Source organism: Patescibacteria group bacterium, assembly GCA_004297215.1.
In the GTDB taxonomy this organism is placed as follows: Bacteria; Patescibacteriota; Patescibacteriia; order UBA9934; family GWF2-40-263; genus 2-01-FULL-63-20.
On sequence record SCUM01000001.1, the window covers coordinates 168404 to 183580 of the forward strand.

17 protein-coding genes are annotated in these 15177 nt (G+C 64.2%); 15 read left to right on the forward strand and 2 right to left on the reverse strand.

All coding sequences use genetic code 11. The features are described from left to right. Positions 1 to 48 precede the first annotated feature (48 nt). The 5 genes from EPO34_00845 to EPO34_00865 all read left to right on the forward strand — a co-directional run bounded on the left by EPO34_00845 (position 49) and on the right by EPO34_00865 (position 4735). Positions 49 to 1053: a DUF3179 domain-containing protein gene (locus EPO34_00845; protein ID TAK03694.1), complete on the forward strand. Its 1005-nt coding sequence runs from the start codon at positions 49 to 51 to the stop codon at positions 1051 to 1053. Then, complete coding sequence (gene rsmI, locus EPO34_00850) at positions 1041 to 1733, forward strand: 16S rRNA (cytidine(1402)-2'-O)-methyltransferase (protein ID TAK03695.1); 693 nt, start codon at positions 1041 to 1043, stop codon at positions 1731 to 1733. Before EPO34_00845 ends, rsmI begins: the two co-directional genes overlap by 13 nt. Positions 1734 to 1809: 76 nt before the next feature. Continuing rightward, the gene (metG, locus tag EPO34_00855; protein TAK03696.1) at positions 1810 to 3327 is read left to right on the forward strand and encodes a methionine--tRNA ligase; all 1518 of its coding nucleotides are present in this window, start codon (positions 1810 to 1812) and stop codon (positions 3325 to 3327) included. Then, positions 3328 to 3828 (forward strand): CvpA family protein, encoded by a 501-nt coding sequence (locus EPO34_00860; protein ID TAK03697.1) that lies wholly within the window; start codon positions 3328 to 3330, stop codon positions 3826 to 3828. It abuts the gene before it with no gap. A gap of 1 nt (position 3829) precedes the next feature. Continuing rightward, positions 3830 to 4735 carry a TatD family deoxyribonuclease gene (locus EPO34_00865; GenBank protein ID TAK03698.1) on the forward strand — a complete coding sequence of 302 codons (906 nt, stop codon included), beginning with the start codon at positions 3830 to 3832 and terminating at the stop codon, positions 4733 to 4735. A gap of 106 nt (positions 4736 to 4841) precedes the next feature. Here the strand turns inward: EPO34_00865 and EPO34_00870 are convergent, their stop codons facing one another. Further along, positions 4842 to 6038 (reverse strand): hypothetical protein, encoded by a 1197-nt coding sequence (locus EPO34_00870; GenBank protein ID TAK03699.1) that lies wholly within the window; start codon positions 6036 to 6038, stop codon positions 4842 to 4844. Between the two features lie 177 nt (positions 6039 to 6215). Between EPO34_00870 and EPO34_00875 the strand changes: the two genes are divergently transcribed. The 10 genes from EPO34_00875 (at position 6216) to atpC (ending at position 14085) form a co-directional block, all read left to right on the forward strand. Continuing rightward, positions 6216 to 7217 (forward strand): hypothetical protein, encoded by a 1002-nt coding sequence (locus tag EPO34_00875; protein TAK03700.1) that lies wholly within the window; start codon positions 6216 to 6218, stop codon positions 7215 to 7217. Positions 7218 to 7337: 120 nt separating this feature from the next. Next, on the forward strand, positions 7338 to 7607 hold the full coding sequence (locus EPO34_00880) for an AtpZ/AtpI family protein (GenBank protein ID TAK03701.1): 270 nt from the start codon (positions 7338 to 7340) through the stop codon (positions 7605 to 7607). Then, positions 7601 to 8416, forward strand: coding sequence for an ATP synthase F0 subunit A (atpB, locus tag EPO34_00885; GenBank protein TAK03702.1), 816 nt, complete (start codon positions 7601 to 7603; stop codon positions 8414 to 8416). The genes EPO34_00880 and atpB overlap by 7 nt, the downstream gene beginning before the upstream one ends. Before the next feature lie 65 nt (positions 8417 to 8481). Then, on the forward strand, positions 8482 to 8700 hold the full coding sequence (atpE, locus tag EPO34_00890) for an ATP synthase F0 subunit C (GenBank protein ID TAK03703.1): 219 nt from the start codon (positions 8482 to 8484) through the stop codon (positions 8698 to 8700). A gap of 78 nt (positions 8701 to 8778) precedes the next feature. Beyond that, a complete protein-coding gene (gene atpF / locus EPO34_00895; protein TAK03704.1) occupies positions 8779 to 9297 on the forward strand; it encodes an ATP synthase F0 subunit B in 519 nt (172 codons plus the stop codon). Further along, on the forward strand, positions 9294 to 9683 hold the full coding sequence (locus EPO34_00900) for a hypothetical protein (GenBank protein TAK03705.1): 390 nt from the start codon (positions 9294 to 9296) through the stop codon (positions 9681 to 9683). Before atpF ends, EPO34_00900 begins: the two co-directional genes overlap by 4 nt. A 1-nt stretch (position 9684) precedes the next feature. Next, positions 9685 to 11190 (forward strand): F0F1 ATP synthase subunit alpha, encoded by a 1506-nt coding sequence (locus EPO34_00905; GenBank protein ID TAK03706.1) that lies wholly within the window; start codon positions 9685 to 9687, stop codon positions 11188 to 11190. Between the two features lie 67 nt (positions 11191 to 11257). Further along, entirely contained in the window at positions 11258 to 12175 is a 918-nt protein-coding gene (atpG, locus tag EPO34_00910) for an ATP synthase F1 subunit gamma (GenBank protein ID TAK03707.1), read from the forward strand. An 82-nt stretch (positions 12176 to 12257) separates the two neighbouring features. Then, the gene (gene atpD / locus EPO34_00915; GenBank protein TAK03708.1) at positions 12258 to 13634 is read left to right on the forward strand and encodes a F0F1 ATP synthase subunit beta; all 1377 of its coding nucleotides are present in this window, start codon (positions 12258 to 12260) and stop codon (positions 13632 to 13634) included. A 7-nt stretch (positions 13635 to 13641) separates the two neighbouring features. Then, a complete protein-coding gene (atpC, locus tag EPO34_00920) occupies positions 13642 to 14085 on the forward strand; it encodes an ATP synthase F1 subunit epsilon (GenBank protein ID TAK03709.1) in 444 nt (147 codons plus the stop codon). Between the two features lie 562 nt (positions 14086 to 14647). Here atpC and EPO34_00925 read toward each other — a convergent pair. Further along, positions 14648 to 14986: a hypothetical protein gene (locus EPO34_00925; protein ID TAK03710.1), complete on the reverse strand. Its 339-nt coding sequence runs from the start codon at positions 14984 to 14986 to the stop codon at positions 14648 to 14650. Positions 14987 to 15177: the final 191 nt, after the last annotated feature.

The window sequence follows — 15177 nt, forward strand, 5'->3', positions numbered from 1 at the left end:
TGGCGTTAACGCGCTACTATGGTAGCCGTTGTGCGTTGAGCGTCAATCATGCCTAAAGGAAAGGACATCGGCTGGTGGTCGGCATTGCTCCTCGGGGCGTTCCTCGTGGCGTTTTGGCAATACCGCGCGGCGCGCGTCCCGGGCGATGCGCCGGCGGCGGCCATGCATCCGAGCGTCACGGTCCCAGGTTCGGCGACGACATCGATCGATGATCCGGAGTACGAATCCGTCGTCTCGGCCGACCAGTACCTGAAGGACGACGGGGAGGGGTTGGCCCTCGATCTGGACGGCAAACGCCGGTTCTATCCGTTCCAGGTGCTCGTGTGGCACGGGGCAGTCAACGATCCAGCGCTCCCGGTCCTCGTCACCTATTCGCCGCTTGCCGGCACCTCCGGCGTCTTCGACCCGCGCGTCGACGGGGCCGTGAAGGCGTTCGACGTGACGGACATGCTGCGCGACAGTTCGCCGATCATCCTCGATCGCGAATCGCATGCCGCCGAAGCCGAGGGACAGCCGCGGATCCCGACCGCGGTGATGACCTGGAAGGCGTGGCGCACCGCGTTCCCGGACGGACTGGTGCTCGCGCGCCCCGGCGGGACGGACCATGACTACACGCGCGATCCGTTCCTGGAGTATCGCAAGACGGCGGCCCTGTGGTACCCGGTGGAGCCGAAGGATCCGCGCCTGCCCATGAAGGAACGCGTCGTCGGCATCGCCTCCGCGGGAACGGCCAAGGCCTTTCGGACCAGCGACGTCGGGCGGCTGCTGATCATCGAGGACGAGGTCGGCGGCCTCCCCGTGCTCATCCTGTTCGACAAGACGCGGGAGACGATCACGGCGTTCGATCGGCGCGTCCTGGATGCCACGCTCACGTTCACCCTCGATGACGACCGCGGCATCGTGGATGCACAGAGCGATTCCGTCTGGAGCGCGCGCGGCATCGCCACGCGCGGTTCGTCGAAAGGGACGCATCTCGCCCCCATCGCGCTGCAACCCGCCTACTGGTTTTATTGGGCGGCAACCCATCCCGGCACCGACCTATGGCAACCTTAGGAACGCTCTACGTCGTGGCCACGCCCATCGGCAACCTGTCCGACCTCTCCGAACGCGCAAAGGCGACGCTCGCTTCGGTTGATGCCATCTTGTGCGAGGACACGCGCGTCACGTCCAAATTGCTTTCCGTCATCGGCGTCGCGAAGCCGCTCGTGGCCTTTCACCAACATTCCGACGCGCGCAAGACGCACGACGTCGTCCGTCGGCTGTCGGCGGGAGAATCCTTCGCGCTGGTCACGGACGCCGGGACGCCGGGCATCTCTGACCCGGGCGGGATGCTGGTCGAGGCCGTCGTGAAGGAGTTGGGCGACGCGGCGAAAATCGTCCCGATCCCCGGTCCGTCGGCGGTCATCGCGGCGCTGTCCGTGTCGGGTTTCCCGGCCGACCGCTTCACGTTCCTTGGGTTCCCGCCGCACAAGAAAGGGCGACAGACGTTCTTCAAGGAGCTCGCCTCAACGGAGGGGACGGTCGTGTTTTATGAAAGCACGCATCGGATCATGAAGTGCCTGGAGGAGCTTGATGGGCTTGAGGAGCTTAAGGAGCGACGGCTTGTCGTCTGCCGTGAACTCACGAAGCTGCACGAGACGACGTATCGTGGGACGGCGGCGGAGGTGACAGAACGGTTGAAAGCGACTAGTATTCGGGGCGAATTCGTGGTCGTCATCGGACCAAGTGCGTAGTGAGTAGTTGGTAGTACGTAGATTTTCTACGTTCTATGTCCTACGCACTACCACCTACCAACTACGCACTATCGATATGTCCAAATTCTACCTCACGACGCCGATTTACTACATAAACGGCGCTCCGCACGTCGGGCACGCCTACACCGGAATCATCGCCGACGCGCTTGCCCGCTACCGCCGCATGCGTGGGGACGAGGTGTTTTTCTTGACGGGCACCGACGAGAACAGCCAGAAGAACGTCGAGGCCGCGGAGAAAGCCGGAAAGAAGGATGACATCCAGGGGTATTTGGACACCATGGCGGCCACCTGGCAGGAAACGTTCGACGAGCTGGGGTTCACGAACGACCGGTTCATCCGCACCACCGAGGCGGCGCATGCGAAGGCCGTCGAGAAGTTCTGGAAAGCGGTCGAGGCGAAGGGCGACATCTACGAGGGCGAATACGTCGGCCTCTACTGCAAGGGGTGCGAGGCGTTCTATACGGAAACGGACCTCGTCGACGCGAAATGCCCGCTCCATAAGACCGCCCCCGAATCCATCAAGGAGAAGAACTATTTCTTCAGGCTCACCAAGTACCGCGATGCCTTGCTCGAGCATATCGGCAAGAACCCGGATTTCGTCGTCCCCGCCGCGCGCCGCAACGAGATCATGAGCTACATCCGTGATTTCATGAAGGACGTGTCCATCTCCCGCTCAAGCATGAAGTGGGGGATTCCCGTGCCCGGCGACGAGACGCAGCGCGTGTACGTGTGGTTCGACGCGCTCATCAACTATCTCACCGGCGTCGGGTACGGCACCGACGAAGCCGCGTTCAAGAAGTGGTGGCCAGCCGACCTGCACCTGGTGGGGAAGGACATCATCAAGTTCCATTGCGCGCTGTGGCCCGCGATGCTCATGAGCGCCGGGCTGCCGCTGCCCAAACGCGTGCTTGCGCACGGGTTCTTCACGATCGACGGCGAGAAGATCTCCAAGTCGCTTGGCAACGCCATCGATCCGGTGGCCGTCGCGGGCGAGTACGGCGTTGACGCGCTGCGGTACTTCCTGTTCCGCGAAATCCGCCTGGGCGAAGACGGCGATTTTTCCCTGACGCGCCTTGCGGCCCGCTACGACGGCGATTTGGCGAACGAGCTTGGCAATCTCGTGCACCGCGTGCTCACGATGACCGAGAAATACTTCGACGGGTCGGCGCCCCAGCGAGCCGACGGATTCCTCGCCGGCGCCTGGGACGGCTACCACGCCGCCTGGGAGGAGCTGCGCACACACGACGCGCTTGATGTCGTCTGGAGCCTTGTGCGCCAAAGCAACCAGCTCATCGAGGAGCGCGCGCCGTGGCAGCTTGCCAAGATGGGCGAGACGAAGCTCCTCGGGGACACGATGTACGCGCTCCTCGAGACGCTCCGGCACATCGCCTGGATGCTCTACCCCTTCATGCCAGAGACGGCAGAAAAGATGTTCGCGAAGCTCGGTCTCGCCGCCCCCAAGGAGTTTACGCAGCCGTTTGAAACGGCTTGGGCCTGGGGCGAACTCGTCCCGGGTGCTAGGATTGAGAAGGGAGAACCGTTGTTCCCGCGTAAGGAAAGGAAGGAGGCCTAAATGTCCCTCGTAGACGTCATCCTCATCTTCATCGTCGGCGGATTCACGATGTTCGGCCTGTTCTTCGGGCTCGTTCGCACGCTCGGCGGGCTCATCGGGACGATCGTCGGCATGGTGGTGGCCTCGCGACTGGTGGGGCCGGTGTACGACCGGTTCGGTTGGCTCATGGGCGGGGGAGGGACCGGCAAGGTGGTGGCATTCCTGATCGTATTCTTCGTCTTCGGGCGCATCTTCGGGCTCGGGTTGTGGCTCCTTCGCACCGTGTTCGGCTGGTTCGCCTGGATCCCGCTCGCCGGGCTCGTGGACAGGATCCTCGGCGCCGCGTTCGGCCTCATCGAAGGGATCGTGTTCGTGAGCGTCGCCTTGTTCTTCGCGCTGCAGTTCCTGCCGGACGACGCCGTGAAGATGGCGCTGTCCGCCTCCATCGTGGGGAAGGGGATGCTCGCGATCGTGGCCGCCCTTCAGGTGATCTTCCCATCCAGCCTCAAGGCCGCCGGCTGATATGCTCGTGGATGCGCACTGCCACGTGCATTTCCGCGGATATGGGGAGGAGAAGGGCGATGTCGTCCGGCGGGCGCGCGACGCCGGCGTAAAAATGATTACCGTCGGAACGAACCTCGCGACGAGCCGCGAAGCGTTGGCGTTCGCCGAGGGCCAGGACGACGTCTGGGCGACCGTCGGCCTGCATCCTAACCACACCACCGCTTCGCCACATCACGACGAGGAGGAGCTCGCGTCCGCGCCCCCCACGGAAGGGGAGCGGTTCGACGCCGACGCGTTCCGCGTCCTCGCGTCGCATCCCAAGTGCGTCGCGATCGGCGAATGCGGATTGGACTACTATCGGCTCGCAGGGGACGCGTCCGAGGCGAAGGCCCGGCAGACGGCCGCGGTTCGCGCGCAATTCGACCTCGCTACGGAGGCAGGCAAGCCGGTGGTCATCCACTGCCGCGATGGTTCGACGCCGCTCACCACAGGTGCGCACGCCGACCAGCTTGCGCTCATCAGGGAGTACGTCGCGGACGGGAAGTTGTCCCGTCGCGGTGTCATCCACTGTTTCACCGGCACATTAGAAGAGGCGCAAGCCTATGTCGCCGCCGGTTTTCTCATTTCGTTCACGGGCATCATCACGTTCCCGCCCAAGGCGAGCTATCTCCCCCTTGGTAAGGGGGAGCATGAGGGGGTCGCGCTCTCTGCCTTGCAGCGAGTCGTCCAGGCGCTCCCGCTCGAATCCATCCTCGTCGAGACGGATTCCCCCTATCTCACCCCGATCCCATTCCGCGGAAAACAAAACGAACCGGCCCATGTCCGTTTTGTCGCAGAAAAGATCGGCCAACTGAAAAACCTCCCTTTCGAGGAGGTCGCGCGCGCGACGACGGAAAACGCCCATCACCTCTTCAGTCTATCCTGAGGGCCTTGTCCGCCTGAGGCCTTCACGCCTGCGCCGTCCACAATAAAAGAGCCCCCGGTCGCGACAGATGTCGCTTCCAGGGGCCGTGCTGCCTGTGACGTGCTACCTAGTGCACCGTCGGAGGCTTCTCGGCCTCTGTGACGGGAGGTGCGGACTCGGCACCGTCCCCCGTGTCGAACCCCGCGAGATCGGGATCCACGGCCGGTGACGCAGCCGCCGCCTCTGCGGCTGCCGGCGCTTCGGGCGGAGCTGCTTCTGCCTTCTGCTTCTTCAGCTTCGCCTCGATCTCGCCGATCAGGGCCTTGAGCGCCTCGTACTGGTTCACGAGACGCTCGCGAGGCACCCTCATCCCACGATGCTCGAACTCCTTCCGCCTCTTGCCCGGCTCGTAGCGCGAGAGGTTCTTCATGGCCCGCGCGAGGACCTCATCGGAAACGCCGTGGCCGATGTCGAGCAGGTCCCGGAGCGCCGGACGCGGGAATGCCTCGCCGCCGGCCCTGATCGCATCCTTCACCTCGATGGCGTCGGAGGCATCAGGCTGCTTCACGAGCGGCACGATATCGGCGATGATCTCGTGCAGCATCTCGCGATGCAGGAACACCGTCATGACGCCCTTGCAGTGCAGGTCGGCCTCCTTCACCCGCACGACCTTCCCGAACGGGATGAGCGCCACCGCGTCCCGGATGGGCACGTTCTCCTGACCGTACGTCTGCCCATGGAACAGGAGCGTCATCTGCGGCGGGCTCTTCGGGTTGAGGTCCTGGAACTCGCCCCGCGCCCGCGCCTCATGCAGGTTGGCCGGGACGGCATACGCCGTGCTCCAGCCGCGTTTCCAGGCGACCAGCATCTTGCGCGGCTTGCCGTCGGCGTACGTCTCGCCCTTCATGCGCAACTCGCTGGCAAGCAGCACGACCGTCGGGCATGGGACCCGTGAAAGCACGTACCCGCCGAGCCGGACCAGGGTCCCCGTCTCGTCGATGCGTTGCCTGGCGGCCGTCTCCGTGGCCTCGATGCCGTAGCAGTGGTCGTCCTTCCTGATCCCGAACGCCTCGTCGTCCGCCTCGGCGACGAAGGTGACGGCCTCGCGCACCGTCACGGTCTCGACCACCTCCATCTTGGCCTTCTTGTCGTAGTGCTTGCGCTCTTTTTGCACATCGTGAAACATCTCCTCGTCGACGGTGATGGCCTTGATGTACGTCCTCGAACTGAACACGAGGGTCATCTCCACGATGTAGTCCGGGTTGGAAAGGCCGACGCTGGCGTAAATCTTCCCTTGCTCTTCGAGCTCGTAGGGGAACTTCATGGCTCAGGCTCCTTCGCGTCCGTGATCGAGCGCGGCCACCATGGCACACGCTCGCAAGGACTTCGGAAGGTATCAGAAAAACGCGGTCTTGTCAATCTGAACCGACGGAAGGAATTCCGAAGGATATTGACGATTTCGAGATTTTTTGCTACGGTCTTGGGTCTACGTCAACCGGTTTTGACAGAGAGGAGGTCTGCCGTGGACGAAATCGAACGAATCAGTGCGTGCAAGACGATCATTTACTTGCTGATGGGAAAGCAGGTATCGGACGAGAGGCGAAGCGCTGCCGCCGGGCTGCTTCCGGAGGAGGCGTGGGTTGATACGCTGCTCCTCAACGAAGTCGCCGACCATGAACAGGCGATGGAGAAGGCGAAACGAGCCATCGCCATCATCGTGTGGGCTGGCAAGCTGAAGGCGGGCAAGGTCCCGCTCACGCCAAAGAATGTTCAGCTCATCGGCGAGAAGCTGGCCGCGGCGGGGTGCGGGGGGGATCTCGAGGCGTGCGAGATCATGGCGCTCGAGACCATGCTCGCCGAGCCGCCTTCAAAGGAGCCCACGCTTCCCGCCGACGCCCTGGACGACGAGGACGACGATGAGGACGAGTCGGGCGAGGACGAGGACGGAGGCGACGATGCGGGTGACGACGCGGACGAGGATGGATCGGACGAGGGCGACGCCGATGATGCGGATGCCTCGACCGCTGACACGTCGACGCCGCTCACCCAGGCACCGATCGTCACCGGCCTCGGCCGCCGTCCGTCGTCCAGGCACGACAACGGCGACGAGAAGGAACGCGATCGCGTGAAGGACGTGAAGCAGGACGCCGACAAGCCGGCGAACGGTCCTGCCTACCGGATCTGCGGCGACCTCACGGTCCCGCCGCCCGTGCCCGGCGACCCGTTCTCGTTCCACGACGGCGAGCTGTGCCTGAACGAGCGATGGAAGCACCTGCGTTCCATGATCGTCGCGGCCGTCGAGCTGTTCCAGTCGACGGTCGAAGGGGAGCGCGAGGTCGGCAGGAAGGCCCTGATCGACCTGCCCGCGAATCTCGACAAGCCCGAGTGGAGCGCCTACTACGGCCCGCGCGTGAGTGAGGCGGGGCGGAAGATGCTCAAGCACGTCTCATCGTGCTTGGACCTCAACCCCGCCCAGCCGGCAGCAGCCGCCCCTGTCATCTGACAGCGGGCGGAAGTTCCTTCGCCGCTGATGCGTCTCAGGATGACCGAACCCTCTGCGGATTCGGTCATTTTTCATTCCATTGACTCGCGAACGGGTTCCCCATATACTTCCGGCGTCTTTATGACGAACGATCAGGCCTATATCCGGCTTGCCATGCGGATTTTCGCTGATTTCGGCGTCAGTACCGCGGTGCCTGCCGTATTGGCCGCGCTTGGAGGGAAATGGCTGGACGCCCGGTACGGGACCGCCCCGAAACTTCTCATCGCCTGCCTGGCCGCCGCCCTCGCCCTGACCGCCCTGACGATCGTCCGCAAGGCCCGCCGATACTCGGCCGAATACCAGCGCCTGATCGCTTCCGAATCGAAGGCTCCTCCTTCGCCTGAATCCTGAACCTTGTGCTCGTTCCTGCCGCCGCAGAACCCATTTTCCACATCGGGAGCTTCCCGGTCACCAACGCCCTGATCAACGGGTGGATTGCGGCCGGGTTTTTCGTGGGCCTGGCGTTCATGCTGCGCTCGCGCTCGGCGCTCGTGCCGACGGGGGTCCAGAACGCGGCGGAGACGGTCGTCGAGGCCGCCCTTGGGGAAGTGCAGAAGGTGACGGGCGACCGGGAACGTGCCCTGCGGTTCCTGCCCATCGTCGGGACCCTGTTCGTATTCATCCTGTTCTCCAACTGGATCGGCCTGCTTCCGGGCAGCGGTTCCGTCGGGATGTGGCAGGTGCATGGCGGAGAAAACCTGCTCGTCCCGGTGATGCGCGCGGCCACGAGCGACCTCAACTTCACGCTCGCGATCGCCCTGTTCGCCGTGCTCGCCTCGCACCTGTTCGGCCTGCGCGCGGTAGGGCTCGGCACGCACGTCGGCCGATTCATCCAGATCCCCGGCCTCATCAGGTCGTTCTCGAAGGGACCGATGGCCGTGATGGTGGCGCTTATCGAGTTCGCCGTCGGCTTGCTCGAGATCGTCTCGGAATTCGCCAAGGTCGTGTCGCTGTCCCTGCGCCTGTTCGGCAACGTGTTCGCGGGCGAGGTGCTGCTCACGGTGATGCTCGGGATCTTCGCCTATGGCCTGCCTATCCCGTTCCTGTTCCTGGAACTCCTGGTCGGCATCATCCAGGCCACGGTGTTCGCCATGCTGACCCTCGCGTACCTTACGGTGATGACCACGCCGCCCTCGCATGGGGAAGAGGGCGCGCACTGATTGTCGGTTGCCGCCTCTCAACCGAAAACGGCTGGGAGGCGCTAACTCGATAATGTCTGAACCCTATGGATGCTGAATCCGCAAAGTTCATCGCCAAGGCGGTTGCCATGGGCGTCGGCGCCATCGGCCCGGGCCTGGGCATCGGTCTCATCGGCGCCAAGGCCATGGAGGCGATCGGCCGCAACCCGGAAGCCACGGGCAAGCTGTTCGTCCCCATGCTCCTCGGCATGGCCTTCGCCGAAGCCATCGCGATCTACGCGCTCGTCGTCTCGTTCACGCTGTAGGCCGAAGGCCGCAGGCGGACAAGGCCCCAGGGCTGCCCTGAGGCCTTCACGCCTGAAGCCTTCCATCCAAAACCCATTATGTCTGAACCTACCGGCGGACTCGCGACCTTCGGGATCGACGGCCGCATCCTCCTCGCCCAGCTCATCAACTTCCTGGTGGTGCTGTTCGTGCTCAAGCGGTTCGCTTGGGGGCCGATCGCGGCGCGTCTGGATGCGAGGTCGAAGAAGATCGAGGAGGGGATGAAGGACGCCGAAGAGGCGGCGAAGCGGCTGAAGTCGGCCGATGCGGAACGCGCGTCGATGCTTTCCGCGACGAGATCGGAAGCGTCGGCCATCGTCGAGAAGGCGCGCGCGGACTCCGAGGCCATGCGCGCCGAACTCATCGCCAGGGCGAAGGGCGACGTGGAACGCGTCGTCATGGGCGGCAAGGCGCAGCTGAAGGCCGAGCAAGAGGCGATGAAGGCCGAGCTCAAGCGCGACGTGGCGGAATTCGCGGTGGAGGCGGCCAGGCGCATCCTGGCCGAAGGCGTCAGCAAGGAATCGTCCGAACGCCTCTCCTCCGAGATGGTCGTGGCGTGGGCCAGGAAGGAGGTATGAAGGCGAACCCCAAACAGCTGGCCGCCACGCTTCTTACGGCGGCCGAAGGGAAGTCCGGGGCGGCGCTCGACGAGACGGTCTACGCCTTCCTCGAGATGATGCATGGGCGGGGCGAGCTCCATCGGACGCGGGAGGTGATGCGCGCCGTGGACACGCAGTGGCGCAAGCGCTATGGGGTGTCACGGGTCTCCGTGGAATCCGCGCATGCGCTCCCGGTGAAGGTCCAGCAGGCCGTGGACAAGCTCGCGAAGGGCGCGGATGTCTTCTTCTCGATAGACCCCTCGCTCATCGGCGGCGCGCGCGTGCGGGTGGACGACCTGGTGATCGACAACACCGTGCTCGGCAGGGCCGACCGACTCAAGCGGCAATTGATGGAACGCATCTGATATGGCAACCAAAGCAGACATCCTGAACAGCCTCAAGGAGCAGCTCGCTTCCTTCCAGTCCGGCATGCAGGAAAGCCAGGTCGGCACGGTGCTCTCCGTCGGGGACGGCGTGGCGCGCCTTTCGGGCCTTTCCAGGCTCCAGGCTTCCGAGATGATCGAGTTCCCGGGAGGCATCCTGGGCGTCGCCCTCAACCTTGAGGAAGACACGGTGGGCGCCATCGTGATCGGCGACAGTGCGCGCATCAAGGAGGGCGACACGGTGAAGGCGACCGGGCGCATCCTCTCGATCCCGATTTCCGATGCCGTGCTCGGGCGCGTCATCGACCCGCTGGGGAACGCCAAGGACGGCAAGGGCGTCATCCGCGCCGCGCAGTTTTTCCCGATCGAGAAGATCGCCCCGGGCGTGATGACGCGCCGCAGCGTGGGCGTGCCGCTCGCCACCGGCGTGAAGGCGGTCGACGCGCTCATCCCGATCGGTCGCGGCCAGCGCGAACTCATCATCGGCGACCGCCAGACCGGCAAGACCGCCATCGCGGTCGACGCCATCATCAACCAGAAGGGGACCGGGGTGAAATGCATCTACGTCGCGATCGGCCAGAAGGAGTCCAAGGTCGCGAAGATCGTGGCCAAGCTCGAGGAGGCCGGAGCGATGGAATACACCACGGTCGTGGTGGCCGGCGCGTCCGACCCGGCGGCCTACAGCTTCGTGGCGCCCTACTCCGGTTGCGCCATCGGCGAATACTTCATGGCAAAGGGCGAGGACGCGCTCGTGGTGTACGACGACCTGTCCAAGCACGCCTGGGCCTACCGCGAGATCTCGCTGCTCTTGCGCCGCCCGCCGGGCCGCGAGGCCTACCCGGGCGACGTGTTCTACCTCCACTCCCGCCTGCTCGAGCGCGCGGCGCGCCTTGACGAGAAGAACGGCGGCGGCTCGCTCACCGCGCTGCCCATCATCGAGACGCAGGCCGGCGACGTGTCCGCCTACATCCCGACCAACGTGATTTCCATCACGGACGGGCAGATTTACCTCGAGACAGACCTGTTCTACCGCGGCATCCGCCCGGCGCTGAACGTCGGGTTGTCCGTGTCGCGCGTGGGCTCGGCCGCGCAGACCAAGGCGATGAAGAAGGTGGCCGGCCGCCTGCGCCTGGACCTCGCGCAGTTCCGCGAGCTCGAGGCGTTCGCGCAGTTCGCCACGGACCTCGATGAGAAGACGCGCAGCCAGATCGAGCGCGGCCGGCGCCTCACCGAGATCCTCAAGCAGCCGCAATACCAGCCGATGCCGTTTGAGGAGCAGGTCGCGGTCATCTACGCCGTCACCAACGGCCATTTCGACGCGATCCCCGTGGCCGACATCGCCGAGACGGAAAAGAAGTTCCACGCGTTCATGCGCTCCTCCGGCGCCAAGGCGCTCGCGGCCCTGCGGGAAAAGAAGGCCATCGACGACGAGGTCGAGGCGGGCCTCAAGGCGGCGATCGCGGATTTTATTGAAACGCTAAAGGCATGAAGGCCGCAGGCAGACAAGGCCGCAGGGAAGCCCTGAGGCCTTCACGCCTAACGCCTTAACGCCTCCTATGGCCGTCCAAACCCGTTCAATCAAGCGTCGCCTCAAGTCGGTGCGCAACACGCGCAAGATCACCAAGGCGATGGAACTCGTGGCCGCGAGCAAGATGCGCAAGGCCGTGAGTTCGGCGTTGGGCAGCCGTCCGTACGCGAAGATCGCCTGGGAGACCGTGCGCTCGATTTCCGAAGTGGTGGACGTGAGCCTGCACCCGCTGCTCATGCCGCGCGTGGGGAAGCCGGAAAAGGCGCTGCTCGTGCTCATCACCTCCGACCGCGGGCTCGCCGGCGGGTTCAACAGCAACGCCGTGAAGCATGCCCTGTCCGAAGTCCGCAAGGCCGGCGTCTCGTCCGTGTCGGCCGTGTGCGTGGGACGGCGCGGGGCCGAGGCCGTGAAGCGGGCGGGGTATCCGGTGCTCGCGAGCTTCGTGGACGTCACCAACAAGCCCACGTTCCAGGACATCCTGCCCATCGGCAAAGTGGCCGTGGAGGAATACCTGGCAGGGCGGTGCGACACCGTACTCATCGCGTACACGGATTTCGTGAGCGCCCTCACGCAAAAACCCGCGGTGCTTGAGCTGTTGCCCTTGGTCGATGAGGCGAGGAAGGCTCCGGGCGGCAAGGCCGCAGGAGAAGCTGAAGCCTTCACGCGTGAGGCCTCGAGGCCTTCCGACTTCACCTTTGAACCCTCACCGCAGGCCGTGCTCGACGCGTTGCTCCCGAGGATCGTCGAGGCGATGACCTACCAGGCCGTGCTCGAGTCGGCCGCGAGCGAACACTCGGCCCGCATGATGGCCATGCGCAGCGCCACGGACGCCGCTTCCGAAATGATCGACGACCTGAATTTCACCTTCAACCAGGCACGCCAGGCGGGCATCACGCAGGAGATCGCGGAGATATCAAGCGGCAAAGCCGCCTTGGAAAGCCAATAGCCGTCAGCCATTAGCCATTAGTAATATTTAGCGACTATCCATAAGCTGACGGCTGACGGCTAGTGGCTAAAGGCTCTACACTATTATGAAAGGAACCATCTCCCAAATCATCGGCCCGGTCGTGGACGTTCGCTTCGACGGCGCGCTCCCGGCCATCACGAGCGCGCTCACCATCGCGCACGAAGGAGGGACGCTCACGCTCGAGGTGGCCCAGCACGTGGGCGGCGGCGTGGTGCGCGCCATTGCCATGAGCACCACCGACGGCCTCACCCGCGGCATGGAGGTACTCGACACCGGCGCGCCGATCTCGGTCCCGGTGGGCCCGGAAACGCTCGGGCGCATGTTCAACGTCACCGGCGACGAGATCGACAACCTCGGGGCGGCGCGAGCCAAGCGCCGCGACCCGATCCACCGCAAGGCGCCGAGCTTCGACGAGCAGGCTACCAAGGACGAGGTGTTCGAGACCGGCATCAAGGTGATCGACCTGATCTGCCCGTTCCTGAAGGGCGGCAAGACCGGGCTCTTCGGCGGCGCCGGCGTGGGCAAGACCGTGCTCATCCAGGAGCTCATCCACAACATCGCCACGGAGCACGGAGGCTACTCGGTGTTCGCCGGCGTGGGCGAGCGCACGCGCGAGGGGAACGACCTGTACATGGAAATGAAGGAGTCGGGCGTGCTCGCGAAGACCAGCCTCGTGTTCGGCCAGATGAACGAGCCCCCGGGCGCCCGCGCGCGCGTGGCGCTCTCCGGCCTCACCATCGCCGAGTACTTCCGCGACGTGGAGGAGCGCGACGTGCTGCTGTTCGTCGATAACATCTTCCGCTTCACCCAGGCAGGCTCCGAGGTGTCGTCGCTCTTGGGCCGCATCCCGTCGGCCGTGGGCTACCAGCCCAACCTGGCCACGGAAATGGGCGGGCTGCAGGAACGCATCACCTCCACCAAGAAGGGTTCCATCACCTCCATCCAGGCGGTGTACGTGCCGGCTGACGACCTTACCGACCCGGCTCCGGCCACCACCTTTGGCCACCTCGATTCTACCGTGGTGCTCTCGCGCGGCCTGTCCGAGCTCGGCATCTACCCGGCCGTCGATCCGCTCGACTCGAGCTCTACGGTGCTCTCGCCCGATGTCGTCGGTCAGGAGCATTACGACGTGGCCCGTGGCGTGCAGAAGGTGCTCCAGCGCTACAAGGACCTCCAGGACATCATCGCGATCCTCGGCATGGACGAGCTTTCCGAGGACGACAAGCTCGCCGTCTCCCGCGCGCGCAAGATCCAGAAGTTCTTGAGCCAGCCGTTCCATGTGGCCGAGCAGTTCACCGGCATCAAGGGCGCCTTCGTGAAGCGCGAGGACACCGTGCGCTCGTTCAAGGAGATCCTGGAAGGGAAGCATGACGACAAGCCCGAGCAGGCGTTCTACCTCAAGGGCGGCATCGAGGACGTGATCACGGCGTCCAAGTAGCCCTTTTATGTCCCTCTCCCTGAAAATCGTCACGCCCGAACGGGTGGCCTACGAGGCCACCGTGGATTCGATTACCGCGATGACGCAGGACGGGGAAATCACGGTCCTGCCCGGTCATGCGCCCCTCGTGAGCGCGCTGCGGCCAGGCGAAGCCAGGGTGAAGGTCGGCGCCGACGAATCGTTCCTCGCGCTCTCCACCGGCTTCCTGCAGGTGCGCCCCGACAACGAGATCGTGATCATCGCCGACCACGCCGAGCGCATGGAAGAGCTCGAGCTTGAGGCCGTCAAAGCTGCCAAGGAACGCGCCAAGGCGCTCATGGAAGAAAAGCGCCACATCGACGACGTCGCGTTCGCGGGCGCCGCCGCGCTCATGGAGCGTGAGCTGGCCCGCGAAAAGGTGGCCCTGCGCCGACATCACGCCCGTGGTCCGCACATCGAAAGCCAGCCATAAAAAACGGGGCCGAAAGGCCTCGTTTCGTTTGGACTAACGGTTGACAAAATCGCCAAAACATGATATTTGTTCAACGCTTATGATCCTCTAAACAGGACGGGGTGGCATCGTGCCAGCAATCGTTAAACGTACTTCTGGATACGTAGTTGAACGGCTAGATTTGCGTGCGACGTGGGATACTGCCTCAGAAGTATCCGCGCTCCTCAAACGACTGAGGGGGTTGAAAATCTACAAGAAGTCGCTCGTGTATTGCGGATTCGACGCGTCCTGGATAAACCGGATTCAGGACAACCATCCTGCAGTGATGTCGAGGCGATCCACCTTCTGTTCGACGGAAAAAGACCTGCTCGATGGCGACGAGTTGGAAAGCGCGCTCTATTACGCGCACGGACATCCCCGACCTTGCATGGCTGTCTATGACAGCGCAAGGCTACAACAGGATCCAGGACACCGCGCCCTATATTTCTTCAAAGAGGAGTGTGGCGGCTACCACGGGGCCTTGATCGCGTTATTTGTTCTCGGAGGATAGCTCGGAGCGGCTCAGCAATGGGCCGCTCTCTTTTTATTCTGCCTCTTCCGGCGGGAGCGTCTTTTCGATGCGTTTCGCGTGTGCGCGGGCGCCGGCCATTTGCTTGCGTTGGTCGGCCTCATGCTTCTTGAGCTTTTTTCGGACATCATCCTTCACCCGCATGCGCAGGATGGTGTCGTACCCGCTCGCGACATGAGGCTGCAGCTCGGGGGCCGCCTTGGCGATCGCCTCCTCAAGGGCTTGGGTCTCCCCTGAGCCTGTCGAAGGGTCGCCTTCGGCAGAATTGGCCTTCAGGATGGCCTGCAACGCCATCCAGACGCGCTCGGTATATCCCGCGGCGCGTCTCTCGAATCCATACTCGGAATCCCACATACTCCTTCATGGTATCACGGCCGCCCCCCCAGGGGTTGACTTTTTGCCCACAATAGGTTAGGTTGTCAGCGGATCGGTCAACCTGTCCCCCCCAAGTCGGCGGAACGCTTCCGCCCCGATCCCGCTCCCCGAGCAGGGTGAGCGCGTGCGCACGTGTCGACCCGCTTCGGCGAAATCTCCCCCCGATTTCG

Bases quoted from the DNA above. Each gene is read 5' to 3' on its own strand.
- atpC (TAK03709.1), top strand. From the start codon at position 13,642: ATGTCCCTCTCCCTGAAAATCGTCACGCCCGAACGGGTGGCCTACGAG.
- atpE (TAK03703.1), top strand. From the start codon at position 8,482: ATGGATGCTGAATCCGCAAAGTTCATCGCCAAGGCGGTTGCCATGGGC.
- atpG (TAK03707.1), top strand. From the start codon at position 11,258: ATGGCCGTCCAAACCCGTTCAATCAAGCGTCGCCTCAAGTCGGTGCGC.
- EPO34_00870 (TAK03699.1), bottom strand. From the start codon at position 6,038: ATGAAGTTCCCCTACGAGCTCGAAGAGCAAGGGAAGATTTACGCCAGC.
- EPO34_00905 (TAK03706.1), top strand. From the start codon at position 9,685: ATGGCAACCAAAGCAGACATCCTGAACAGCCTCAAGGAGCAGCTCGCT.
- EPO34_00900 (TAK03705.1), top strand. From the start codon at position 9,294: ATGAAGGCGAACCCCAAACAGCTGGCCGCCACGCTTCTTACGGCGGCC.
- EPO34_00860 (TAK03697.1), top strand. From the start codon at position 3,328: ATGTCCCTCGTAGACGTCATCCTCATCTTCATCGTCGGCGGATTCACG.
- atpF (TAK03704.1), top strand. From the start codon at position 8,779: ATGTCTGAACCTACCGGCGGACTCGCGACCTTCGGGATCGACGGCCGC.
- EPO34_00880 (TAK03701.1), top strand. From the start codon at position 7,338: ATGACGAACGATCAGGCCTATATCCGGCTTGCCATGCGGATTTTCGCT.
- rsmI (TAK03695.1), top strand. From the start codon at position 1,041: ATGGCAACCTTAGGAACGCTCTACGTCGTGGCCACGCCCATCGGCAAC.
- EPO34_00925 (TAK03710.1), bottom strand. From the start codon at position 14,986: ATGTGGGATTCCGAGTATGGATTCGAGAGACGCGCCGCGGGATATACC.
- metG (TAK03696.1), top strand. From the start codon at position 1,810: ATGTCCAAATTCTACCTCACGACGCCGATTTACTACATAAACGGCGCT.
- EPO34_00865 (TAK03698.1), top strand. From the start codon at position 3,830: ATGCTCGTGGATGCGCACTGCCACGTGCATTTCCGCGGATATGGGGAG.
- EPO34_00845 (TAK03694.1), top strand. From the start codon at position 49: ATGCCTAAAGGAAAGGACATCGGCTGGTGGTCGGCATTGCTCCTCGGG.